This is a genomic window from Polyangium sp. 6x1 (assembly GCF_029946515.1).
Classification (GTDB): domain Bacteria; phylum Myxococcota_A; class Polyangia; order Polyangiales; family Polyangiaceae; genus Polyangium.
On the sequence record NZ_JARZHH010000045.1, the window covers coordinates 58,165 to 82,026 of the forward strand.

The 23,862-nt window shown below is 70.7% G+C and carries 16 protein-coding genes; 9 read left to right on the forward strand and 7 right to left on the reverse strand.

All coding sequences use genetic code 11. The features are described 5' to 3' along the window. Positions 1 to 43: 43 nt before the first annotated feature. From acs to QHF85_RS33085, 3 genes are all read left to right on the forward strand, one after another. The gene (gene acs, locus QHF85_RS33075) at positions 44 to 2,011 is read left to right on the forward strand and encodes an acetate--CoA ligase (RefSeq protein ID WP_281331381.1); all 1,968 of its coding nucleotides are present in this window, start codon (positions 44 to 46) and stop codon (positions 2,009 to 2,011) included. Positions 2,012 to 2,131: 120 nt separating this feature from the next. Continuing rightward, positions 2,132 to 3,217, forward strand: a complete 1,086-nt coding sequence (locus QHF85_RS33080; protein ID WP_281331382.1) for a hypothetical protein — start codon at positions 2,132 to 2,134, stop codon at positions 3,215 to 3,217. Between the two features lie 22 nt (positions 3,218 to 3,239). Next, positions 3,240 to 4,784 carry a serine/threonine protein kinase gene (locus tag QHF85_RS33085; protein ID WP_281331383.1) on the forward strand — a complete coding sequence of 515 codons (1,545 nt, stop codon included), beginning with the start codon at positions 3,240 to 3,242 and terminating at the stop codon, positions 4,782 to 4,784. 80 nt (positions 4,785 to 4,864) lie between these two features. Here QHF85_RS33085 and QHF85_RS33090 read toward each other — a convergent pair whose 3' ends face one another. Together QHF85_RS33090 and QHF85_RS33095 are read right to left on the reverse strand one after the other, a co-directional pair. Continuing rightward, complete coding sequence (locus QHF85_RS33090; RefSeq protein ID WP_281331384.1) at positions 4,865 to 5,638, reverse strand: Stp1/IreP family PP2C-type Ser/Thr phosphatase; 774 nt, start codon at positions 5,636 to 5,638, stop codon at positions 4,865 to 4,867. Positions 5,639 to 5,802: 164 nt separating this feature from the next. Further along, complete coding sequence (locus tag QHF85_RS33095) at positions 5,803 to 7,122, reverse strand: S1C family serine protease (RefSeq protein WP_281331385.1); 1,320 nt, start codon at positions 7,120 to 7,122, stop codon at positions 5,803 to 5,805. Between the two features lie 255 nt (positions 7,123 to 7,377). On the opposite strand from QHF85_RS33095, the gene QHF85_RS33100 reads away from it, so the two are divergent. The 4 genes from QHF85_RS33100 (at position 7,378) to QHF85_RS33115 (ending at position 13,927) form a co-directional block, all read left to right on the forward strand. Beyond that, a complete protein-coding gene (locus tag QHF85_RS33100; RefSeq protein ID WP_281331386.1) occupies positions 7,378 to 7,962 on the forward strand; it encodes a sigma-70 family RNA polymerase sigma factor in 585 nt (194 codons plus the stop codon). Positions 7,963 to 7,966: 4 nt separating this feature from the next. After that, positions 7,967 to 12,478, forward strand: a complete 4,512-nt coding sequence (locus QHF85_RS33105) for a VIT domain-containing protein (protein ID WP_281331387.1) — start codon at positions 7,967 to 7,969, stop codon at positions 12,476 to 12,478. An 82-nt stretch (positions 12,479 to 12,560) separates the two neighbouring features. Then, entirely contained in the window at positions 12,561 to 13,025 is a 465-nt protein-coding gene (locus tag QHF85_RS33110; protein WP_281331388.1) for a hypothetical protein, read from the forward strand. Continuing rightward, positions 13,022 to 13,927 carry a 3-hydroxyacyl-CoA dehydrogenase family protein gene (locus QHF85_RS33115; protein WP_281331389.1) on the forward strand — a complete coding sequence of 302 codons (906 nt, stop codon included), beginning with the start codon at positions 13,022 to 13,024 and terminating at the stop codon, positions 13,925 to 13,927. The genes QHF85_RS33110 and QHF85_RS33115 overlap by 4 nt, the downstream gene beginning before the upstream one ends. Before the next feature lie 75 nt (positions 13,928 to 14,002). Here QHF85_RS33115 and QHF85_RS33120 read toward each other — a convergent pair whose 3' ends face one another. From QHF85_RS33120 to QHF85_RS33135, 4 genes are read right to left on the reverse strand one after another with little or no spacing between them, the layout of a single operon-like run. Next, positions 14,003 to 14,695, reverse strand: coding sequence for a hypothetical protein (locus QHF85_RS33120; RefSeq protein WP_281331390.1), 693 nt, complete (start codon positions 14,693 to 14,695; stop codon positions 14,003 to 14,005). 57 nt (positions 14,696 to 14,752) lie between these two features. Continuing rightward, positions 14,753 to 15,394, reverse strand: a complete 642-nt coding sequence (locus tag QHF85_RS33125; RefSeq protein ID WP_281331391.1) for a hypothetical protein — start codon at positions 15,392 to 15,394, stop codon at positions 14,753 to 14,755. Beyond that, the gene (locus QHF85_RS33130; RefSeq protein ID WP_281331392.1) at positions 15,391 to 18,192 is read right to left on the reverse strand and encodes a PEP/pyruvate-binding domain-containing protein; all 2,802 of its coding nucleotides are present in this window, start codon (positions 18,190 to 18,192) and stop codon (positions 15,391 to 15,393) included. The genes QHF85_RS33125 and QHF85_RS33130 overlap by 4 nt, the downstream gene beginning before the upstream one ends. A gap of 35 nt (positions 18,193 to 18,227) precedes the next feature. After that, a complete protein-coding gene (locus tag QHF85_RS33135) occupies positions 18,228 to 19,109 on the reverse strand; it encodes an alpha/beta hydrolase-fold protein (RefSeq protein ID WP_281331393.1) in 882 nt (293 codons plus the stop codon). Positions 19,110 to 19,406: 297 nt separating this feature from the next. Here QHF85_RS33135 and QHF85_RS33140 point away from each other — a divergent pair, with 297 nt between their 5' ends. Further along, entirely contained in the window at positions 19,407 to 20,840 is a 1,434-nt protein-coding gene (locus QHF85_RS33140) for a PAS domain S-box protein (protein WP_281331394.1), read from the forward strand. Further along, on the forward strand, positions 20,837 to 22,888 hold the full coding sequence (locus tag QHF85_RS33145; RefSeq protein ID WP_281331395.1) for an ATP-binding protein: 2,052 nt from the start codon (positions 20,837 to 20,839) through the stop codon (positions 22,886 to 22,888). Before QHF85_RS33140 ends, QHF85_RS33145 begins: the two co-directional genes overlap by 4 nt. Positions 22,889 to 22,892: 4 nt before the next feature. Here the strand turns inward: QHF85_RS33145 and QHF85_RS33150 are convergent, their stop codons facing one another. Next, positions 22,893 to 23,861, reverse strand: a complete 969-nt coding sequence (locus tag QHF85_RS33150) for a peptidoglycan DD-metalloendopeptidase family protein (protein WP_281331396.1) — start codon at positions 23,859 to 23,861, stop codon at positions 22,893 to 22,895. Between the last annotated feature and the right edge of the window lies 1 nt (position 23,862).

Consider the following 23,862-nt stretch of genomic DNA (forward strand, 5'->3'; position numbering starts at 1 on the left):
TTCTCCCGGAGCGGTATCCTCCGCGTCCGCCTCGGGAGGGCCCATGTCGAACGAAGCCATCACAAGCTTGCTCAAGGAGACGCGAAGGTTCGAGCCGCCGGCCGAGTTTGCCGCGCGCGCGCGCATCAAGACGCGTGAGGCCTACGACGCGCTCTACCGCGAGAGCCTCGACGATCCGGACACGTTCTGGCGTCGCGAGTCGAAGGACCTCGTCTTCCGCACGCCGTGGACGAAGACGGTCGAGTGGAACCTCCCGCACGCGAAGTGGTTCGAGGGCGCGACGCTCAACATCTCGGAGAGCTGCCTCGATCGGCACATGTCGACGCCGACGCGGAACAAGGCGGCGATCATCTGGGAAGGCGAGTACGGCGAGACGCGCACGCTCACCTATGCGCAGCTCTACCGCGAGACCGTGCTCTTCGCCGACGCGCTCGCGAAGCTCGGCGTGGAGAAGGGCGACCGCGTGGCGATCTACATGGGCATGGTGCCCGAGGTCGTGGTCGCGATGCTCGCGTGTGCGCGGCTCGGCGCGGTGCACACCGTGATCTTCGGCGGCTTCGCGGCCGACGCGATCCGCGACCGCGTGCACGACAGCCAGGCGAAGGTCGTCATCACGCAGGACGGCGGCTACCGGCGCGGCCACGTGCTCGAGTTGAAGTCGACGGTCGACAAGGCGCTCGCACAGCCGCAATCGGCGAGCGTGCAGAAGACCGTGGTCCTGCGCCACCTCGGCGCCGAGAAGTGCCCCGTGACCATGACTCCGGGGCGCGACGTGTGGTGGCACGAGATCGTCGATCCGAACGCTCATGCGCGCCGCGAGGCCACGATCGTCGACGCCGAGCACCCGCTCTTCATCCTCTACACCTCGGGCTCCACGGGCAAACCGAAGGGCGTCTTGCACACGACCGCGGGCTACCTCGTCGGCGTGCACGTCACGACGAAGTACGTCTTCGATCTGCGCGACGACGACGTCTACTGGTGCACGGCCGACGTCGGTTGGGTGACCGGGCACAGCTACATCGTCTACGGCCCGCTCTCGAACGGCGCGACGTGCCTGCTCTACGAAGGCGCGCCGAACTTCCCCGACTGGGGCCGCTTCTGGCGCCTCATCGAGCGGCACGGCGTGACCATCCTCTACACCGCGCCGACCGCGATCCGCGCCTTCATGCGCCAGGGCGACGACTGGCCGAAGAAGAGCGATCTCTCGAGCCTGCGCCTGCTCGGCTCCGTCGGCGAGCCGATCAACCCCGAGGCGTGGATCTGGTACCACAAGAACATCGGCGGCGAGCGTTGCCCCATCGTCGACACGTGGTGGCAAACCGAGACGGGTTCGATCCTCATGACGACCCTGCCCGGCGCGGCTTCGGCGAAGCCCGGATCGACGGGCCTGCCGATGTTCGGCGTGGTGCCGGACGTGGTGACCAAGGAAGGCACGAGCGTCGGCGCGAACAAGGGCGGCATGCTCGTCCTCCGGCAACCGTGGCCCTCGATCCTGCGCACCGTGTGGGGCGACGACGAGCGCTTCCGCAAGCAGTACTTCAGCGACGTCGAGGGCTGCTACTTCACGGGCGACGGCGCGCGACATGACGAGGACGGCTACTACTGGGTCGTCGGCCGCATCGACGACGTCCTGAACGTCGCGGGGCATCGCATCGGCACTGCGGAGATCGAGAGCACGCTCGTCTCGCACCCGGCCGTGGCCGAGGCGGCCGCGGTCGGTCGGCCGGACGACCTCAAGGGCCAGGCGCTCGTGGTCTTCGTCTCGCTCCGCCCCGGATTTTCAGCGGGTCCGGAGCTCGCGGCCACGCTCGCGAACCACGTCGGTAGCGAGATCGGCAAGTTCGCCCGGCCCGATCAGGTCCGCTTTGCCGACGCGCTGCCGAAGACGAGGAGCGGCAAGATCATGCGGCGCCTCTTGAAGGATGTGGCCGCGGGGCGCGAGACCACCGGCGACACGTCGACCCTCGAAGACCTCACCGTGCTCGCCAAGCTCCGCTCGAACGAGGAGTAAGACACCCTCCCGGAAACCGCGCCGGCCGACGCTCGGGGCTCTGCTCCGCTCACGGAGCTACGCCCCGAATCCCTGCGGTTCTCTTTCCGATCCAGCGCGACCCGCGGTAGCCTTTGGGGCATGCGGTCTGCGCTCACGCGTACGTTCTCCGCGATCACGGCCCTCGCCATGCTTGCCACTGCGTGCCCGGCCCTCGCGCAGGGCAAGGGCGGCAAGAAGCCTCCGGCCGAGCCTGCTGCGCCCGAGGATCCGAACCTCGTCGAAGCGAAGAAGCACATGGAGGCGGGCGCGGCCTTCTACAACGATCCCTCCGGGCACAAGTGCGAGGAGGCGTATCGCGAGTTCAAGAAGGCCTTCGAGCTCTCGGGCTCGATGAACGCCGTCAAGGGCATGGGCCTCTGCGCGATGGAGCTCGAGCGCGACGGCGAGGCGATCAACCTGCTCGACAAGTTCCTCGAAGCGAAGGGCGATCAGCTCGACCCCGCCGACAAGCAGCAGATGGAGACGGACCTCAAGGCGCTGCGCTCGGCGGTCGCGTGGGTGACGTTGAAGTCGGATCGACCGGGCGTGACGATCACCGACGTGCGCACGCCGGCGCGCGGCTTTCCGATCACGAACCGCTACACGATCGGCCTCACGGGCACGCGCATCGGCATCCACCCCGGCACGCACGAGTTCAAGGCGAGCGTCGACGGCGCGCCGGATCAGGTCTGGAAGGTCGAGATCACGAACGGCGGCAAGTACGACCGCGAGTTCGAGTTCGACAAGGGCAAACCCGTGACGGCCGAGGGTTTTACCGAGAAGGATCTGAACGGGGGCGAGGACAAACCCGTCGAGCAACCCTCGCGTCCCGTGCCCATCACGGTGTTCATCGCGGGCGGCGCGGCGATCGCCGCAGGCGTCGCGGGCGCGGTGGTCGGGGGCGTGCTCGCGACGGGCGCGAAGGCCGACTTCGACGCGTCGAACGGGAAAGCGAACACCAAGGCCGAGCTGCAAACGCTCGAGGACATGCGCTCGAAGGTCGTCACGCTGAACGCGGTCGCGGACGTGTGCTTCGGCCTGGCCGCGGCGGGCGCGGTGGCGGCGACGGTCCTCTTCGTCCTGCGGCCCGAGAAGAAGCCGGCCGAGCCGCCGAAGGAGTCGTTCGCCTTCGCTCCATGGGCCACACCGCAAGGCGGCGGCGTGATGGCCGTCGGTACGTTCTAGTCCGAAGGGACGAGGCGCGCGTTTGGAGATCGAAACCGGCACCATCATCGCGAATCGCTACCGCGTGATCCGCCCGCTCGGGCGCGGCGGGATGGGCGAGGTGTTCGCCGCGGAGAACACGCGCACCGGCCGCCAGGTGGCGATCAAGGTGCTGCACGCCGACGCGAAGGCGAAGCACTCGGCCGTCGAGCGCTTCCGTCGCGAGGCGCGCGCGGCGGGCTCGATCAACAGCGACTACGTCACGCAGGTCCTCGACGTCGAGGAGGACGCGAACTTCGGCATCGTTCTCGTCTTCGAGCTGCTCGAAGGTGAGAGCCTCATCGATCGGCTGAAGCGCACCGGTCCGATCCCCTTCGACGAGCTCTACGTCCTCCTCGAGCAGGTCTGGATGGGCCTCGCGGACGCGCACCGCGTGAAGATCATCCACCGCGACCTCAAGCCCTCGAACATCTTCCTGGAGCGCCGTCCGGACGGCTCCACGCGGGTCAAAATCCTCGACTTCGGCATCTCGAAGCTGCCGAAGGAGATGGAGGGCGAGACGCTCACCGAGATGGGGCAGAGCCTCGGGACGTTCTCGTTCATGCCGCCCGAGCAGATCGGCAAGGCGAAGATGGTCGACGAGCGCGCGGACATCTACGCGTGCACGACGATGATCTACCAGTCGCTGACGGGGCAGCTCCCCTACCTCGCGAAGAACGTGCTCGTGATGGTGGAGATGAAGGCGAAGGCGCCGCCGCGCAGGATCGGCGACGCGATGGATGGCTTCATCGATCCACGGCTCGAAGCGTTCGTCGCGCGCGGGCTCGCGCGCGACCCGGACCAGAGGTTCCAGACCGCGACGGAGGCGCTCGCTTCGTGGCGCGAGCTGAGCCCGCGTTCGTCGGGACCGTACATGCAGCCGAACGCGCTCGGGAGCGCGCATACGATGCCGGCGCCGCAGACGGCGACGCCGATGTCGCGCACGCCTTCGCACGCGCCGCCGGCGATGAGCGGCGGGCCCCGCGGCACGATCCCCTACGACGTGACGCGGCACGAGCCGCACATCCGTCGCCCCGAGCCTCCGCCGATCGAGGCGGAGAACACGACGGACGACGCGGCCGCGACGCTCGCGATGCCCATCGCGCGGCTCATGCCGAACCAGACCGGAGGAGGCCCGCAGTGGCCGCCGCTGCCGCAGCCGTCGGGCTCGAGCGCGGGGCGGCCGAGCCCCTCGCAATATGGTCCGAGCTCAAACAATTACACGGGCGCGGCGAGCTCGGGGACGTACGGCGCGGTGCAGCCGCCCGTGTCCGCGTCGCAGAGCATGCCGCCGGGATACGGCTCGCCGATGCAGACGCCGATGCCGGGCGCGCCGTATCCGGAGGCGTCGCGGTCCTATCCGCAGCAGCCGATGAGCGCGCCGCAGCAGCCTGCGTGGCCGCAGCAGACCGGGATGCAGCCCATCGCGACCGACCTCGCGTCGCAGCCCGCGCCGCGCCGCGTGTGGCCGTTCCTGCTCGGCGGCGTCCTGTTCGCGTTGATCGGCTTCGGCATCGTCGCGGCGATCATGCTCTCGACGGGGAAGTGATCCCCGCGCGCGCCGCGCGCACGAGCGCTCTCACGCGCCGTGGGTGCGGCGCGTGAAGCTTCGTCTGCGTATGCGTGGGATCAGAGCGTCCAGCGGACGAGGACGCACGTGACGTTGTCCGGTCCGCCGTTCTCGTTGGCGCGCTCGATGAGCTTCGCCGTCGCGGTCTTGATGTCGCCGTGGCGCGAGAGGATGTCGGCGATCTCGGGGTCGGTCACGGGGCCGGAGAGGCCGTCGGAGCAGAGCAGGTACGTGTCGTTGACCGCGGGCACCTCGAAGCGCGTGTCGACCTTGACGGTCTCCTTCATCCCGAGCGCGCGCACGATGACGTTCTTGTGCGGGAAGTTCGCGATCTCCTCGGGCGTGAGGCGCTTCATCTTGATGTAGTCGTTGAGCAGCGAGTGGTCCTCGGTGAGGCACTCGAGCTTGCCGTCGCGATGCCGGTAGACGCGGCTGTCACCGACGTGCGCGATGTACACGCCGTCGTTCGCCGTGAAGATGCCGACGAACGTCGTCCCCATGCCGCGCTTCTTCGACTCGCGCTGCGCGGTCTCGTAGATGCGCAGGTTCGCGAGCTTGATGCCCGTGATGAGGCGGTTCTCCTCGTAGCCCTTCGTGCGGTCCATCTTGTAGGGCCACGTGCGCTCGGGATCCTCCTGCGTCTGCGCGAAGAATTCTTGCATCGCATCGACGGCCATCTTCGAGGCGACCTCGCCCGATGCATGACCACCCATGCCGTCGGCCACGATGAAGAGGCCGTACTCCGCCATGATCGCGAAGTTGTCTTCGTTGTGATTACGCTTGCGGCCGACGTTCGTCTCGCCGGCAACCTCGATGCGGAGCTGTTGAGCCACGGTTCACCGAATGTGGGGGACGGAGCGGCTCGCCTTTTCTCGTTCCCGATGGGGATCCGAGAGCCGCGCTCGTCATGGTCGGGATCGTTCGGCGGGGTGTCAACGAGATCCCGCGAGCAGGGTCGTCGCGGGTTCGTTTCTACGGGGATCAGATGGGATCGACCTTACCTCCTGCGGTCGAGCGCGTCCGCTTTGGGACGGGCTTGCGTGGGGGGCGCTGCATCGCCGAGCGTCGGGAGCTCGGCCGGGTGTGCCGGCGGCGCCTTCGGTGCGGCGCGCGGATCGGGCGCCTGACGGAGCGCGACCGTCACCTGACGATACTTACCTTGGCCAAACACCGTGAGCGGCACCTTCTCGCCGACCGCGTGCGTCCGGATGACCTCCGCGAGCTGCTCGGGGCTCGTCACGGGCACGCCGTCGACGGCGATGATCATGTCGCTGACCGACGCATCGCCGCCCTTGAGCTTGGCCTCGGCCGCGGGGCTGTCCGGGTGGATGCTCTGCACACGGACGCCCTTGGCGAACATGCCGACCTCGGACGAACCCTGGATGCCGAGCCAGGCCGCAGGCGCAACCGCGGTCGGCGGGACGCTGCGGAGGAAGGTGCGGATCGCGTTGATGGGGATGCCGAACGCGACGGGGGTGCAGGGGCGACCCTCGTTCGGAGAGCAGCCGCGGCCGAGGAGCGCGACGACGCGGCCGTCCTCGTCGATGATCGGCGCGCCGAGGTCGAGCGGCGAGATGCGCGAGCCGAGCTCGAAGGCGTTCGCGAGCGTGGCGTCATCGGCGCCGAGGAGGTTTTTCCGGCCGCGGATCACCATCTGCGAGACGCCGGGTTTGCCCTTGGGCCCCATCGCGAAGCCGCGGATGGTCGCATCGGTGCGGAGCGGGTCCCGCGTGGAGGCGACGAGCCCTTCGGTCCAGCGCCCCGACTGCGGGACGAGCAGCGCGAGGTCCCAGGTGCGGTCGTGGTGGCCGAGCTTGACGCGAGCGACGGAGCCATCGGCGAAGCGCGCTTCGAGATCGTTGCCCGAGCCGAGCGGCGAGAGCGCGGCGAGGATGCGGCCGTCACCCGCGAGCGTGACGCCGAGCGAGAGGGGCTGGCCGGCGCGCTCGATCGCCACGACGCCGCGGAGCGCCTTCTCCTCGACGGAGGGTTCTTTTTTCGCGTTGGGATCGGCGGGCGCGTTGGGATCCGCGGCAGGCGCGGGCGGGATGGCGGCGGGCGGAGCGGCCTGAAGCGCGGGCAACTGCGGCGGCGGAGCGAGGCGGCGCGGCGGCGCGTTCGGCTGAGGCCGGGCGACCGGCGGAGCGTCGACATCGGCCGGGGCGACGGCGGGCGCTGCTTGGGCGAAGACCGCCGTCGGGACCATGAGCGCGAGGACGGCGAGAGAGCCCGCGATCGACCAGCGTTGACGATTCTTCACGCCGGAGGTGTGAACGAACGCGGGGGACTTGTCGGGCGAGACGGGGAAATTCGTCATGGGTGGCGCTCCTCGAAGCTCGTCGGCGAGATCGGCGCTCGCGCGATGATGTAGCGTGGACGGGGGCGCAGCAAAGGTCGCGCCGTGGGCGGCCAGGTCGACGGCGAGGGGCCGGCGATCTCGATCGATCCTACCACGGCGCGGGGCGGGGCGCCTCGGGTCCACGCGATGTCGTTGGACGGGGAATTCGGGGATCGCTTCGGTCGCGGTCACAAAAGAGGAGCTCCGAGCAACATGGCAGGCGAAGAGGCAACCATGGCCCCGGGTCTGGCACGTGCAGAGATGAAGGAAGGCCGATCGCACGCCGAGGAGGCGCGCGACATCGAGGAGCTCCTCGCGGCGGGCAACCATCGCGAGGCGCTCGCGCGGTGCGCTCGGGTCTACGCAGCGCCGATCGGCCGGCTCTGCATGGCCTTCACGGGCTCGCAAGCGGACAGCGAGGAGCTCGTGCAAGAGACCTTGCTGGCCGCGTACGACGCGTTCCCGACGTACCGGGCGGAAGGAAGCGTGCGGGCGTTCCTGTTCGGGATCGCGCGTCGCATCTGCGGTCGGTTCTCCGAGACGCAGGCGCGGCAAAAGGCGCGGCTCCGGCTGGTGCACGACACGTCGTCGGGGCGCGCGGACGCGGGCGAGCTCGCGCTGGAGAAGGAGCGGGCGACGCGGGCGCGCGATGCGCTCGGGAAGCTCAAGCCGAGCGAGCGGGAGGCTCTGGTGCTTCGGTACGACGCGGGGCTCAGCTTCCGAGAGGTGGCCCAGGCGTGCGGGATCGACGAGGCGGCCGCGCGCAAGCGCGTGAGCCGCGCGCTCGGGAAGATGCGAGCGGAGATCGGCGAGGAGTGAAGCGATGAGCACGAGCGAGACGAACGTGGGTGGGCTCTGCCGCGAGGTCGACGAGCGAATCGCCGAGGTGCTGGACGGTTCGGCGCCGAAGGAGCTGTTCGAACACATCGCCGATTGCGACGCGTGCCGGGACCTCAAGTACGACGCGGAGCGCGCCGCGGAGCTCGTGGGGCACGCGGGCGGCGATTTCCGGGCGGACGCGGGCTTCGCGGACAAGGTGCTCGCGAAGCTCGACGTGGAGAACTTGAAGCCGCCGGCCGGCGTGGCGCCGAAGAGCGTCGAGGCCGCGGTATCGGCGCCGCACACGGCGAAGAGCGTGGTCGTCGAGGAGCGGGCCTCCGAGCCGAAGGTCGCGGACATCGCGACGGCGAAGACGGAGGTCGCGACCGAGCCGCCTGTGGCGCGGACGAACACGTTGGTGTCCAAAGTTTCGGAGCGCGGCCTCGAATCGACGCAGCCCTCGCCGACGGTGAACGACGAGGTGAAGGCGGCCGCGCCCGCGCAGGCGATCACCGGGCGTGACGCGCCGCGTTCGCGCGAGCCCGAGGTGAAGAGCGCGACGGCGGGAGCGGCGCGCACGGCGCCGCCGCGGACGACGAAGGGGAGCGAGGGAGGCAAGGTCGTCTCGCTCTTTCGCCGCCCGAAGTTCGTCGCGGGGCTGCTCGGCGCGATGGCCGCGGCGGCCGCCGTCGGGTTCTACCTGAAGGGGCAGAAGCAAGGGCCGGAGGAGCCAAAGCTCGAAGCCGCGTGGTCGGGCAAAATCGACTCCATCTCGCGCGCGTCCGCCGACAAAGAAGGCGGGCTCGAGGCGTGCGACGCGAGCGGCGCGTGCAAGCCGGTGAAGCCCGGATGGGCGTTCAAGAGCGACACGACGCTGCGCACGGACGCGCGCACGCGGGCGTACGTCTCGCTCGCGGACGGCTCGCAGCTCGCGATCGATCGAGGCTCGTCGGTCTCGCTCGAAGGCGGCAAGGTGCGTCAGGCGAAGCTCGTCGAGGGGACGATCGTCGCCGACGTGGCGAGCTTGAAGGGCGCTCCCGCCGCGAAGATCGGCGTCGGCGACGATGAGGTCGAGGTGCTCGGCACGAAGCTCGTCATGACGGCCGGCAAGGGCCGCGCGAGCGTCGAGGTCGCGCGCGGCGTGGTCCGCGTGCGGTCGGCCTCGGGCAAGTCGGTCGACGTGCGCGCGGGCGAGGAGGCGACGATCGAAAAAGGTCGCGAGCCGCTCGTGGCGAGCTCGTCGAGCGTCGCGGACTCGCTCGAGTGGAGCGATCGATCGCCGGAGGAGCTCGACGCGCCGGTGCTGCGAGGGCTCGGGGAGCTCCGCGCGCGCAAGCCGGGACAGACCAAGGAGAAGGACCACGCGGTGCGGCTCGCGAAGCACTCGGTGAAGGTGCGCATCGTGGACGTCGTGGCGCGGACCGAGGTCGACGAGACGTTCACGAACGACACCGACGAGGAGCTCGAAGGCATCTTCCGTTTCCCGCTGCCGCCGGGCGCGCAGATCGAGAAGCTCGCGCTGGAGGTGGACGGCAAGATGATGGACGGCGCGTTCGTCGACCGCGACAAGGGCGCGGCGATCTGGCGCGGCGTCATCCAGAACGCGGCGCCGAAGACGCCGAAGCCGCGCGAGGAGATCATCTGGGTGCCGGGGCCGTGGCGCGATCCGGCGCTGCTCGAGTGGCAGCGTGGTGGACGATTTGAGCTCAAAATTTTCCCGATCCCGAAGCGGGGCTCGCGGCGTGTGGTGCTCACGTACACGCAGACCGTGGACCAGGCCGCGGGCGTCCGGCGCTTCACCTACCCGCTCGCGCACGATCCGAGCGGGACGACGAAGATCGACGCGTTCGACCTCGATCTCCAGGTGCTCGGTCACGACAAGGAGTTCGGCGTACAGACGCGCGGCTACGAGCTCTCACCCTCGGGCGGCGACGCGTCCGCCGAGCGGCGCACGCTGAGCGCGACGGGGTTCGTCCCGGCCGGTGATCTGACGGTCGAGTACGGGCTGCCCGATCGGGACCGCGAGGCGACGGCGTGGGCGTACCGCATGGAGCCGACGAGCGCGCCGCTCGCGGAGGAGGCGAAGGACGGGCCGGCGTCGACGAAGGCGAAGACGACCGAGGAGAAGGACGCAGCGGAGGCGGCGCGCGCCATCGCGTTCGATTCGTCGCCGTACGTGGCGATCGCGCTTCGGCCGAAGCTGCCGCGATGGCAGGAGGCGAAGGAGCGCGTGCACGCGATCGTCGTGGACGCGAGCCGCTCGATGGTGGGCGAGCGTTTCTCGCGGGCGACGCGGCTCGCCTCGACGATCGTGCGCGAGATGGATCGGCGCGACTCGTTCGTGCTGCTCGCGTGCGACACGGTGTGCAGGCCGATGACGCAGGACGGCCGCAGCGGTTTGCCCACGCCGAGCGCGCCGGGCGCGGCGGCGGCGGGCGAGGTGGAGCGCTTCCTCGGGAGCGTCGAGCCGGACGGCGGCAGCGACATGGCCGCGGCGGTGAGCGCGGCGCGGAGCGCGGCGGGATCGCTCGGCGGCAAGGAGCTGCGCATCCTCTACCTCGGCGACGGCACGCCGACCGTGGGCCCGACGCGGTCTTCGCACATCGAGGCGGCGGTGCGCGGCTCGCTGCCGGGCGGCGGTGGATCGGTCGTCGCCGTGGCGATGGGCGCTGACGCGGATCTGACGTCGCTCGCGGCGCTCGCACGCGGCGGCGGCGGCGTGGTGGTCCCGTACGTGCCCGGGCAGAAGGTCTCGTCCGCGGCGCTCGACGTGCTCTCCGCGGCGTACGGCGTGACGCTGCGGGATCCGGAGATCGAGCTGCCCGCCGGGCTCACGCAGGTCACGCCCGCGCGGCTCGATCCGATTCGCGCCGGCGGCGAGACGTTCGTCGTGGCGCGCATGTCGAGCGGCGACGCGATCGAGGGGGCGATCCGGCTGCGCGGCCGCGTCGCGAGCGAGCGGTTCGAGCAGACGTATCCGATCAAAATCCTCGCGACGTCGAGCGCGGGCAACGCGTTCGTGCCGCGGCTCTACGCCGCCGCAAAGATCGCCGAGCTCGAGAACACCGGCGGCTCGGCGAGCAAGCTCGCGGCGATCGAGCTGTCGAAACGCTTCGCGGTCGCGAGCCGCTTCACCTCGCTGCTCGTGCTGGAGAGCGAGGCGATGATGAACGCGTTCGGCCTCGAACGAACGCGCGTCGCGCCGACGTTCACGGGCGAGGAGCTCGCGCAGAGCTCGAACGCGGACGCCGAGGGCGAGGAGAAGGCCGCCGACGAGGCGAAGGAAGAGGCCGAGGCCTCGGCCGACCTCGACACCCGCACCGAATCGAAGGGCAAAAAGGTCGCAGAGGCCCCGGCTGCGGCGGCCCCGAGCGATGCATTCGACGACGCGAGCCCGGCGCCGCCGCCCATGCCTGCCTCGCCTGCCGCAACCGCGACGGCGGCGTCGCCGGCGCGGAGGCCCGCGTCCAAGACCGCAGGCGGCGGATGGAGCCCGAGCGGCATCGGCGACGTCGGCACGAGCCGGGGATGGAACGAGGGGAGGCAACGGCTCGTCCCGATGCGGAAGATCTTTGAGCGCAAAGGATCGTTCGAGGCGCTCAACACGCTGGCCTCGCAGAACGCCTCGAAGCTGCTCGCCGCCGAAAGCGCGCTCGCGAGCACGCCCGACAGCCGCGACAAGACCGTGGACCTCTTCGCGCTCTACGCGACGGCGGGTCGGCTCGGCGAGGCGCAGGAGCTCACGGCGAAGTGGAGCGGTCGCGACGCGCTCGATCCGGATGCGCTCACGGCGCGCGCGGATCTCGCGGCGCGGCAGGGCGATCGGGAGCGTGCGATCCGGATCCTCGGCGGCCTCGCGGACGTTCGTCCGGGCGACCGCGCCACGCAGACGCGGCTCGCGGAGATGCACGAGGCCTCGGGCAACCGCGCCCTCGCCTGCGAACACCGCATCGCGCTCGCGGACATGGCGCCCGGCGAGGCGAAGCTCGTCGCGGACGCGGTGCGCTGCGCGAATACGCTCGGCATGAGTGAACTCGCGAGCCTGCTCAAGCTCGACGCGAGCGAGTCGGTGCGCGCGTCGATCGACAAGCTGCTCGTGCAGCCCGCGCCCCCGGCCTCGTCCTCGCTGCGCGGCGACATCCAGGTCTCGGCCGAGTGGACGGGCGGCGTCGACCTCGACATCGGGCTCATCGACGCGCAGGGCCGCCGCACCTCGTGGCTCGGCTCGCCTGGCAAGGCGCTCCTCAGCGCGCGGGACGTGACGAGCACGCGGACCGAGGCGCTCGGGCTCGTGAACACGCCTTCGGGCAGCTACGTGGTCGAGCTCGCCCGCGCGTCGGGCGCGGACCAGAACATCCCGGTGCGCGGCGAGCTCCTGCTCAAGCTCGCTGGCGAGACGCGGAAGGTGCCCTTCGTGCTCACCGGTCCGCGCGCGGAAGTCGGGACGATGCGGGTGTTCTTCACCTCGCGCCTGGTCCCGGTCACCGACAGGCCGTTCAATCCCTGGGGTCCGTGAAACGGCCGGCCCCCCGGAGCGCGCATCGCCCGGGGGGCTTCCCATGGACTTCGGGCCGGAAGTGGGGCATTCCCTCCCCACCATGAGCGCAGCGCACGACGCCCACGGAGATCACGCCGCGGGCCACCACGCCTCCCACGATCACGATCACTTCGACAACGATCCGGTGCAGGAGCTGCCGGCCGACGAGCCGCGCACGCCCACGTGGATCCCGATCGTGGGGCTCTTGTTGTTCTTCTTCGCGGGCACGGCGTGGCTGCTCTCGACGAGCGGCGACGAGGCCCAGCCGAAGGCCGACACCGCGCCCGCCCAGGCCGCGCCGCAACCCGCGCCGCAGCCGCAAGCGCAGCAGCCGCAAGCGCTGCCCGCGCGCGCGCCGCAGGCGATGCCGGTGACGCGTCCGGGGCCCGCGCCGCTCGGCTCGGGCGGCCTGCGTCAGCTCACGCCCGAGCAGGCGAAGCAGATCCAGCAGAAGATCGAGTCGCTCCGCGCGCAGCAACCGGGCGGTGCGCCGCAGCCGCAGCCCGCGCAACCGGTGCCGCGATGAGCGAGGTCCTCTCGGCGTCGGACGTGCGTCGCGTCGTGGTCCTCGGCGCGGGCACGATGGGCCAGGGCATCGCGCAGGTGATGGCGCAGGCCGGGTACGTCACGCACCTCTACGACGTCGATGGGGCGCGGATCGGCCGCGCGATCGAGTCGATCAAGCAGACGACGGATCGGCTCGTGCAGAAGGGCAAGATGCTGAACGAGGCGCGCAGCGAGCTCATCGGCGCGCTCGTGCCCACGCCCGATCTCGCCCAGGCGTGCAACGACGTGGACCTCGTGATCGAGTCCGCGCCCGAGCAGATGGAGCTCAAGGTCGGGCTCCTCCGCGAAGTGAAGGCGCTCGCGCCGGAGCGCGCGATCCTCGGGACGAACACGTCGAGCTTGTCGATCACGGAGATCGGCACGCGCACGTCGGCCGCGGCGCGCACGATCGGCCTGCACTTCTTCAACCCGCCGCCCGTGATGGAGCTCCTCGAGGTGGTGCGCGGGCTCGGCACGGACGAGGGCGTCGTGGCGACGAGCCTCGCGATCGCCAAGCGCATCGGCAAGACGCCGATCGTCGTGAACGACATGCCCGGCTTCGCGACGAGCCGCCTCGGCGTGGTGATCGGCGCGGAGGCGATGCGCATGCTGGAGAGCGGCGTGGCTTCGGCGGAGGACATCGATCGGGCGATGGAGCTCGGCTATCGGCACCCGATGGGCCCGCTCAAGCTCACGGACCTCGTGGGCCTCGACGTGCGGCTCATGATCCTCGAGCACCTGCACCGCGAGATCGGCGAGCAGTTCCGGCCGCCCGCGATCCTGCGGCAGATGGTGCGCGCGGGCAGGCTCGGCAAGAAGAGCGGCGAAGGGTTTTACCGCTGGACCGAGTCGGGCCCGGTGCCCGTCGCGCACAAGCGCTGAGCCGACGCGGACAAAACACGAAGGCCCGCTGGCTTTGGCGCCGGCGGGCCTTTTCGTTTGGGCTCAAACAGAACGTTACTTGTTGAGCTTGTCCTTCTTGGCGTTCTCTTCCGCCTCTTTTTCACGCTCGGCCTGGCGCTTCTGGATGCGCTCCTTCACGGCGGCGTAGTCCTTCTCGTCCTTCGCGCGGCGGTCGATGACCTTCTGCCGCTCCTCGGGCGTGCCCGCATATCCCTTCGCGTCGGCCTGGTCCTTGAGGAACTGGGCGTATTTCCCCCACGCCTCCTTGGCCACGTCGAGCTTGCGCTGACGCTCGCGCAGGTCGGCCAGGACGAAGAGCACCTTGGACTTGAGATCCGCAGGGCCATCCTTGTTCAGCGCGACGTTCCACACGGCCTCGGCCTCCTCGGGTTTGCCCGAGGCGAGCTGCGCCTCGCCGAGCCGGTAGAAGCCGAGCATCTTCGTCGAGTCGAGCTTGATCGCGTCCTGGAACGCCGTCACCGCGCTCGGGAAATCACGCGCGACGAACGCGTCCTCGCCCTTCTTGATCGCCTCCATGTAGGGGCTCAAGCCCTTCTTGTTGTCGGGATCCTTGAGCGGCCCCGCGGGCGCCGTGGGCGCCGCAGCACCCGCCGCGCCCGCCGCAGGCTTGGCCGCGTCGGGCTTGGCCGCGCTCGGCTTCGCAGGGGCCGCACCCTGGCCGAGCGCCGTTCCAGCGAGCGCGAGCGAAGAGATCACGAGGGAGGCGACGAGCAGACGGCTTGCCATGGCCCGAGCAGCCTACCTCAGCCCCGGACGGCATGGAACTTCTGCCGAAAAGAAACCCTACCGGCCGCCGTCCGCCGCCGCGTCGCCCAGACCCGCATCCCCAGCGCTGCCGGAATCCCCCGGCGAACCCGCGTCCGATGCGGTCTCCAAGGCCAGCGCGGGCGCCGCCGTCGCGCCGAGCGGAGCGAGCCGGCCTTCCGCGTCAGGCGGCCAGGCGAAGCGCTGCACGTCGCCCGTGGCGCGGTCGACGAGCGCGAGGAACGCGGTGCGCGGGCTGTCGGCCATGCGCACCTTGAGGCGCGTCGTGACGTTCGTGAAGTCCGGGCCCCGGAGCGGGCCGCGGCGCCGATCCTTCGGGTCGCGATCGAGCATCGGCACGTCGAAGCGGATCCGATCGAGTAGCTCCTTGCCGACCCAGAACTCGATCGCGAACCGGCCCATCATCCGCACCGTGGGCGCGGGCGTCTCCACGAGGACCGACGAGACGCGCGGGAGCGAGGCCCTGCCGCCCGTGACCGCGATGTCGAAGACCCACTGCTTCTTCGACGCATTTCCCGGCGGATCCGGCGGAAAACCGCCCTTCGGAGGCTCGGGCGCGGCAGGCGCCTTCGCACGGGAAGGCTCGGCGAGCGAGATCGCGCCGGCAGCGCCGAGGGCAGCGCCGAGTCCGATCGCGAGGAAGAGGCGGCGGTTCTTCACGTGTCCTTGGACCTGACATCGTCGCCGAAGATTTCAATCGTCCCGCGGTCGCCGTCGACGCGGACGCGATCGCCGGTGCGAATCGCCACGGTGGCGCCCGGGACGTTGACGACCGCAGGGACGCCGTACTCGCGCGCGACGATCGCCGCGTGCGAGAGCGGGCCGCCGAGCTCGGTGACGACCGCGGCCGCGACGAGGAAGAGCGGCGAGAGGCCGACGTCGGTCGTGCGGGTGACGAGGATCTCGCCGGCGCTGACGGCGTCGAGGCCGCCGCTGCCAGGCGCGAGGACACGCGCGCGGCCCTCGACGACGCCGCTCGAAGCAGGCAAGCCGACGAGGCGGCGGCCAAACGCGGGCGGGAGCTGCACGGGCGGCGGGCGGCCGATGAAGGTGGGCGGCGGATCGGGGCGCTGGGCGTCGCGCAGGTGCTCGGCGCGGCGCAGGCGCGCGACGTGGCCGATCTCCGCGCGGCCGCTGCGGAGCGCGAGGATGAGCTCTTCGTACGTGCAGAAGAAGACGGCGCCCGTGGGCAACGTGGGGTCGATGCGGCGCAGGCGTCGATCGACGTCGAGCGCGATGGTGCGGAGCATGCCGAGCACGCGCGTGACCCACATGCGCATGCGCTCGCGGAGGCGGGTGAAGCGCTGCGTGCGCGTGACGAGGGCGCGGACCGCGTAGAGCGTGGCCGGGCCGATGCGCGTCTCGAGCTGGGCCATCTCGCGATCGGCGAGGGCGCGGGCGCGCGCGAGGGCGCGGTCGGGGTCGCTGTCGGGCGCGCGAAGCGCGGCGACGAGCATGGCGAGGACCGTCGCGGGATCTTCGCGCCAGCGTGGCGTCGAGAGCTCGGCCTCGCGGACGGCGCGATCGCCGAACGTGTCGAGGAACGCTTCGAGCTCGCGGCGCGTGGGGCCGTCGGGAAGATCGTTCAAAGCGCGAACTTTCCCGGCGAGGAGACGTTCGCGGGCCTCGGGCTCCTCGCGCGCGCGCACGGCGATGCGGGCGAGGGCGACGCCGGGGCCGGCGCTTTCGAGCTCGCGAACGCCGCCGACGAGGGCGTGCGCGAGCGACGTGCCGGTCGAGAGGGACCGGGGCATGAGCGGGTCCATCGCGAGCGCGTCGTCGTCATCGTCCCGCGCGGAGGAGCGGCGCGCGGCGAAGCGATCGAGCAGGCGCGCGAGCGCGAGGTGGCTCGCGAGCGAGGCCGATGCGCACGAGAGCATCAACGTGCCAGTGCGATCGAGCAGCGCGCTCGCGGTGCGCAGCGTGGTGGCGAGTGCGTCGTCGGGCAGGAGGCCGAGGTCCATCTCGGCGAGGGAGCGGCGCGCGCGCTCGGCTTCGATCTCGTAACTCGCGACGTCACGCTCGAGCCGCGCCTGGCTCGCGAGCACGCGCGGGGCCACGAGCGGCAGGCGCGCGAGGAAGCCGCGCGTCGAGACGTCTTCGGTCTGTCGTTCGAGCAGCGCGATCGCCGCCTCGCCCGCGCCGCCCGAGGCTTGCAGGAGCGCGCGGGGCGACAGGAGCGGCACCTGCGCGGCGATCTGCATGAACGCCGTGAGGTTCAGGTAGAAGCGCCCGTGCACGTTGGCGACGAGGTGCGCGCCGCGCGGGACGCGACAGCCGAGCGCCGCGAACGCCTCGCGGAACCCCTTCTCGCTGAAGCTCCGCGCGATCGACCACGTGAGCGGCGTGGCCGCGCCGGGCAAGGCCTCGCCGACGTTCGCGCGCGACCAGATCGTCTGCGCGTCGCCGCCCTCGGGAAAACCTCCGCCGCCGATCGGACGCACCTGCAAAAGGAGCACCTGATCCTTGCCCTCGGGCGTCCTCTCGACGGCGAACTCCACGTCGAAGGGCCCTGTGCCTCCTTGTTCGAGCCGGCTCGCGAGCTCGCCGAGCTGCCCGATCGCCTCGGCCGAGAGCGCGGCGCTCCTCGCGCGATCCGCGGGGATCGCGACCTCCTCGACGCCACTCGGGCCCACGACGAGCGCGCGCCGCTTCTCGGCGACGACCGTCGCGACCACGCCGCCCGCCTTCGAGAAGCGCACGGCGTCCGTCGGCATCGCGCCCTCCACGACCGGAGCGCCGAGCCCCAGCGTGACGTTGACGAGCCGCTCGTTCTCGCCCCAGTGTTCGCCCGCGAGGCCGGGCGGCGGCGCCGTGAACAGGACGCCCGCGGCCTCGGCGCGCGCCATCACCTGCACGAGCACGGCCATGGCCACGTCACGCACGCCGTGATGCGCGAGGTAGTCGATCGCGCGCGGCAAAAACGCGCTCGCCCATACCTGCTTGATCGCCGCGGCGAGCCCCTCGGGTCCACGCACGCCGAGCACCGTGGTCGCGAGCCCGGCGAAGCTCGTCTCCTCGCCGTCCTCGCACGTCGCGCTCGAACGCACGGCGAGCCCCCACGGCGCGCTCTCGCCGACGTCCGCCCAGAGCGCCTCGATCGCGGCCTGGAGCGGCGCGGCGAGCGGCGCTTCCTGGATGCGATCACGAGCGCGCGCGGCGCGATCGATCCCGGTGCGGCTCCCGGCGAGCTTGATCAGCGTGGGCAAGTCGTGGCCGCGCGGGAGCGTGCTCTCGGCGAGCGCGTCGAAGTGATCGGCCGGCAGGACCCAGCCGCGCGGGACGGGCAGGCCTTCGCGGACGAGGCGCCCGAGGCTCGTGGCCTTGCCGCCGTAACGACGTGCATCGCCGCGCCTCCGGCTCCAGGCGAGCGCGAGCGGACGGAGGGTGTTCTCGTAGCCGCTCGGCGTGTCCGTGCCGCCGGGCGTTCTCGCTGCTCGCGCCGAAGGGTCGCCCACGCCGACGCCTTACCATGCTTTGTGCGCGGCGGCGCTCAGGGGGCGGGCAAGCCGCGCAGGACACGCTCGTGCCAGAGGAGCATCTCGGCCCCGCCTGGCCCGCGATTCCAGGCGTAGTCGTGGGGCCCCGGCGTCACGACGAGCTGATGCGGGACCTTGACCTCCGTGAGCGCCGCGGACAGCGCCCGTACGGCGGGCAGGAACGGATCGGCGTCGCTCGACACGAGCCGGAGCGCGAACGGCTGCCGATCCATGGCGGCGCGGGCGAGCTTGGCGAAGTGCGGGGCCTCCTCGGGCTTCAAGGCCGGCTGCAGCGCGCCGACCGCGCCGAAGATCTCGGGAAACGCGAACCCGACGAAGAGCGCGAGCCGCCCGCCCATGCTCACGCCGTCGATGCCCGTCGCCGCGCGATCCGAGGACGCCTTCGCCTCGGCGCGCACGCGCGGCAGGAGCACGTCGGTGACGAACCGACCGAAGGGCACGGCGCCTTTCTCGGATCGATCCGCGACGACGGGCGTGTACGGACAAGCGACGACGAGCCCCTCGTACGGCTGTTTCGTGAGCGAGTCGTTCATCTGCGCGAGCCGCTCGGGTCGGAAAAACCCTTCGAGATCGGCGCCCGTGAGCGGCGGCGCGGAGAGCCTTCGATCGATCCGATCGAGGCCGTAGTCATCTCGCCACGCGAACGCGCCGACCTCGAGCCCGCGGCCCGATTCACCTCGTCCATGCAGCGCGACGAGCACCGGCAAAGGTCGCGTGGAGGGCGGCGCGAGCACGAGCGCGCGCTGCTCTTCGGGCGTGAACGCGAGGTCTTTCCAGCGGAGCCCGTCCGCCGGGGGCGGCGGCGTCTGCTTGCGGCAGGCGCCGAGCGAGAACGCGGCGAGGCCGAGGAGGGCGCGGCGGCGGGTGAAGGCCATCGACCGAGCTCTCTAGCGGAGCGCTCTGCGTCCGTCATGGACGAGCCGCCGAGCCGCGCGAAACGACCGGTTTCCACATTTCCGCACCGCCCGCTCTTCCGAGCCGCAATCCGACAGGCTCCTCCTGATCTGCGCGGTAGCGTTTGTCGCTCGTCACGCTATGGATCCAAAGTAGTACGGCGCCGTAAGATCAACGAGGACCGGGCCCGAGATCCCGCGGTATTCACCCGCTGGGTGCGTCCTGGTCGAGTTCGACGGCCTTCTGTTCATGGTGGCATGGTGGGGAGACCAGGAACCGTGCAAGTCGTGCATCCGAGCGCGAACGGCAGCGCTTTGACGGAGAACGAAGCGAGGACGGCCACGCAAGAGGGCTTTCGCGAGCTGCTCGAAGCGGCGCCCGACGCCATGGTGATCGTCGACGCCGCGGGCCGGATCATGCTCGTCAACGCCCAACTCGTGCGCATGTTCGGCTACGAGCACGACGAGCTCCGCGGACAACCGATCGACGTCCTCGTGCCGGAACGCCTGCGGACCGAGCACGTCCAGCACCGCACGCAGTACGCCGAGGAGCCGCGCCCGAGGCCCATGGGCGCGGGCATCGAGCTGCACGGTCGTCGCAAAGACGGATCCGAGTTCCCCGTCGAGATCAGCCTCTCGCCGATCCGCACGCGCGACGGCACGCTCGTCACGGCGGCGATCCGCGACGTCACGGAGCGCAACCGCGCGCAGGCGAAATTCCGCAGCTTCCTCGAAGCCGCGCCCGACGCGATCATCATCGTCAACGCCGCGGGCAAGATCGTCCTTTGCAACTCGCAGACCGAGCGTGTCTTCGGCTTTCCGCGCGCCGAGCTCGTCGGCCAGGCGATCGAGGCCCTCGTCCCCGAGCGCTTTCACGACCGGCACACCCATCACCGCGGAAGCTTCTTCGCCGACCCGCGCGTGCGCCCCATGGGCTCCGGCCTCGAGCTCTACGGCCGTCGCAAGGACGGCTCCGAGTTCCCCGTCGAGATCAGTTTGAGCCCCATCGAAACGGAGGACGGCCTGCTCGTGGCGGCCGCGATCCGCGACATCACCGAGCGCAAGCTGGTCGAGAAGAAGCTGCGCGCCTCGCTCCAGGAGAAGGAGGTGCTGCTCAAGGAGATCCACCATCGGGTGAAGAACAACCTCCAGATCGTCTCGAGCATGCTCAACCTGCAGATGGGGCAAATCACCGATCCGCGCGCGCTCCAGCTCTTCAAGGAGAGCCAGACGCGCGTCCGATCGATCGCGCTCTTTCACGAGAAGCTCTACCAGTCGAAGGACCTCGCGCGCGTCGAGATCGCCGAGTACCTGCGGGGGCTCGCGACGGGCCTGCTCTACACGTACGGCGTGAGCCCCGCGCACGTCGCGCTCGTCCTCGACGCCGAGGGCGTGCCGCTCGGCGTGGACGAGGCCATCACGTGCGGGCTCGTGGTGAACGAGCTCGTGTCGAACGCGATCAAGCACGCGTTTCCAGCCGAAAGAAATGGAACGGTGCGCGTCGGGCTCCAGCGGCACGGGAGCGAGGTCGTCCTCGAAGTCGAGGACGATGGGATCGGCTTTCCGCCCGACGTCGACTTCCGCGACGCGGGCACGCTCGGCCTCAAGCTCGTGTGCATCCTGGCCGAGCAGATCCACGGGACGATCGATCTCGAACGCGACGGCGGGACGAAGTTCGTCGTGCGTTTTCCCCTGACCCCGACGCAATCATGAGCGAGACGAAGCGGAAGATCTTCATCGTCGAGGACCAGCGGATCGTCGCCGCGGACCTCGAAAACACGCTGCGCTCCCTGGGTTACGCGGTCTCCGGCGCGTCGGCCTCCGGTGAGCGCGCGATCGAACGCGTGCTCTCGCTCCGCCCCGACCTCGTCTTGATGGACATCCGCCTCGAAGGATCGATGGACGGGATCCAGGCCGCGGAGCAGATCCGCGCCGAGCTCGACATCCCGATCGTCTACCTCACGGCCTACGCCGACGAGGAGACGATCGTCCGCGCGAAGACGACGAGCCCCTTCGGGTACCTGGTCAAACCCTTCAACGAGCGCGAGCTGCGCGGCGCGATCGAGATCGCGCTCTACAAGCACGAGACCGATGGCCTCCTCCAGACGCGCAAGGTGATGCTCGCGGAGGAGGAAGCGCGGCGACGCGCGTCCGAGGAGGCCGAGAAGCGCTTCCGATTGCTCGTCGAGTCCGTGAAGGACTACGCGATCTTCATGCTCGACCCCGAGGGGCACGTCGCGAGCTGGAACGCCGGCGCGACGCGGATCATGGGCTACGAGCAGAGGGCGAGCCTCGGCACGCACGTGTCGGCGTTCTACACGCAAGGCGACGTCGAGCGAGGCGCGCCGGAGGAGGCGCTCGCGTCGGCCGGGCGAGACGGCCACTTCCTGGGTGAAGGGTTCCTCGTGCGGCGCGACGGGTCGCAGTTTCGCGCGGAGCTCCGGCTCTCGCCCGTGCACGACGAGAGCGGCGAGCTGCGTGGCTTCGCCACCGTGATGCGTGACCTCACCGAGCAGAAGCGCGCCGAAGAGATCCAGGTCTTCCTCGACGAAACCACGCTCCTGCTCACGAGCTCGCTCGAGACAGAAGGCACGCTGCAGAAGGCCGCGGAACGCGCGGTCCCGCTGCTCGGCGATCTCTGCTTCGTGGACCTCGCGAACGAGCAGGGCTCGCTCGTCGTCTGCGCCGCCGCGAACGGGACCGGAAAGGACGAGCTCACGAGGGAGCTCGCGCGTGGGATGGGGCGGCGCCTCGGCGCCGACTACACGTTCCGCAGCGGCGCCAAGGTTCTGCACGAGGAGATCGAGAGCCTCGGCTGCATGGCGCACGTGCTCGGGGTGAGCCCGGATCAGCTCGAGTCGCTCGGGCCGATCTCGTACATCTGCGTGCCGATCGAGCTGCGCGGCAGGAGGCTCGGCGTGGTCGAGCTCGTGCGCCGCACGGCGCGGGGCCGTTACAACCCGGCGGACCTCGCCGTGGCCCAGGAGCTCGGGCGCAGGCTCGGCATCGCGCTCGACAACGCGCGCCTCTACCGCGAGGCGCAGGAGGCGATCCGCGTGCGCGACGAGTTCTTCATGATCGCCTCGCACGAGCTGCGGACCCCGCTCACGCCGCTGCAACTCCAGCTCGAAGCGCTCGAACGCACGCTGAAGCGCGCCGGGCTCCTGAACGAGCAGCTCACCGGGCGCGTCGAGCGCTGCTCCCGGCAGATCGTCCGGCTCACGCGGCTCGTGGAGAGCCTGCTCGACGTCACACGCATCACGGCAGGTCATCTCGCGATCGAGCCTGAAACCGTGGACCTCTGCGAGCTCGCCCGCGACGTGACCGAGCGCTTCACCCAGGAGACGGGCGAGGCGGGCTCCGAGATCTCGTTCCACGCGTGCCCGTCGCTCGTCGGCCGCTGGGATCCGCTCCGGCTCGAGCAGGTCCTGTCGAACCTGCTGGAGAACGCGATGAAGTACGGGGGAGGCCGTCCCGTCGAGGTCGCGATCGCCGACGACGGCGACGTGGTGCGGCTCTCCGTCACCGATCACGGGATGGGGATCGAGCCCGAGGCGTGCGCCCGGATCTTCGAACGGTTCGAACGCGCGGTGTCGCTCCGGCACTACGGCGGGCTCGGGCTCGGCCTCTTCATCGCGCGGCAGATCGTGGAGGCGCACGGCGGGAAGATCGAGGCAACGAGCCGACTCGGCGAGGGCTCGACGTTCACCGTGACGCTGCCGCGCTGGGGCATCGTCGCGCCTGCGTCCGAGGTCGCGTGAGACGCTAGAGGCCGAGCCAGGGGCCGGGATCGAGCGCGCTCGCGCCGCGTCGGATCTCGAAATACACGGTGTCGCCCTGCCCCGCGGTCGGCGCCGTTCCGACGCGCGCGCCCGCGGCCACGGGATCGCCCGCGCGTAGCTCCGTGCCGCCGAGGCTCGCGTACACGCTGTAGTAACGATCGCCGTGATCGACGATCACGGTGAGCGCGTAGCTGTCGTACCGATCCGCGAACACCACGCGACCCGCGGCGACGCTGCGCACGGCCGCGCCGGGCTGCGCGAAGAGCTCGACGCCGCTCACGCCGTGCTTCGAAGAGCGCCGCACCTCGGCGCGACCGGCGACCGGGAAGAGCAGGCGTCCCTTCTGCGCCTCGAACCCGAGGCGCGCGTCCGCGTCCCGAGGCCCGCTGTCGGCGCCGTAAATCGCCACGTAGTCCGGGCGCGATGACGATTCGAAGGCGCGCGCGAACGCCGCTCGTCGCTCGTCTTCGGCTTCGAGCGCGCGCTTGGCGCGCGTCATGGCCTCGCGCTGCAGCTCGAGCGGCGCGCGCTCAGCGCGGAGCCGGAGGATGCGGTCTTCGAGCTCGGTGCGACGCTCGAGCAGCGCCTTCTCGTCGGCGATGTCGCGTTCGAGGGCGCGGCGAACCCGCTCGACCCGCGCCGCATGATCGACGAGCGCGTCGAAGCCTTCACCCACCGGCAAGAGGCCTGCGTGCACGTGGCGATAATAGGCCCGGCCGCGCGCCAGCATCCGCTTGCGCAGCGTCTCGATGCGCGGATCGATCCCCGCGAGCTCGCCCTCGGCGGCGCGTTGCTCGTCGTCGATACGCTTGAGAAGCCGCTCGAAATCCGCGACGGACGAGAGCGCGCTCGGCGCCTGGGCGGGCGGCGACTCCACCGGCGTGCCGCCTCGCGCCGCGCCCGAGACGAGCGCGAGCAGCAAGACCGGCAGGAGCGACGTGCGGCGCCTCATC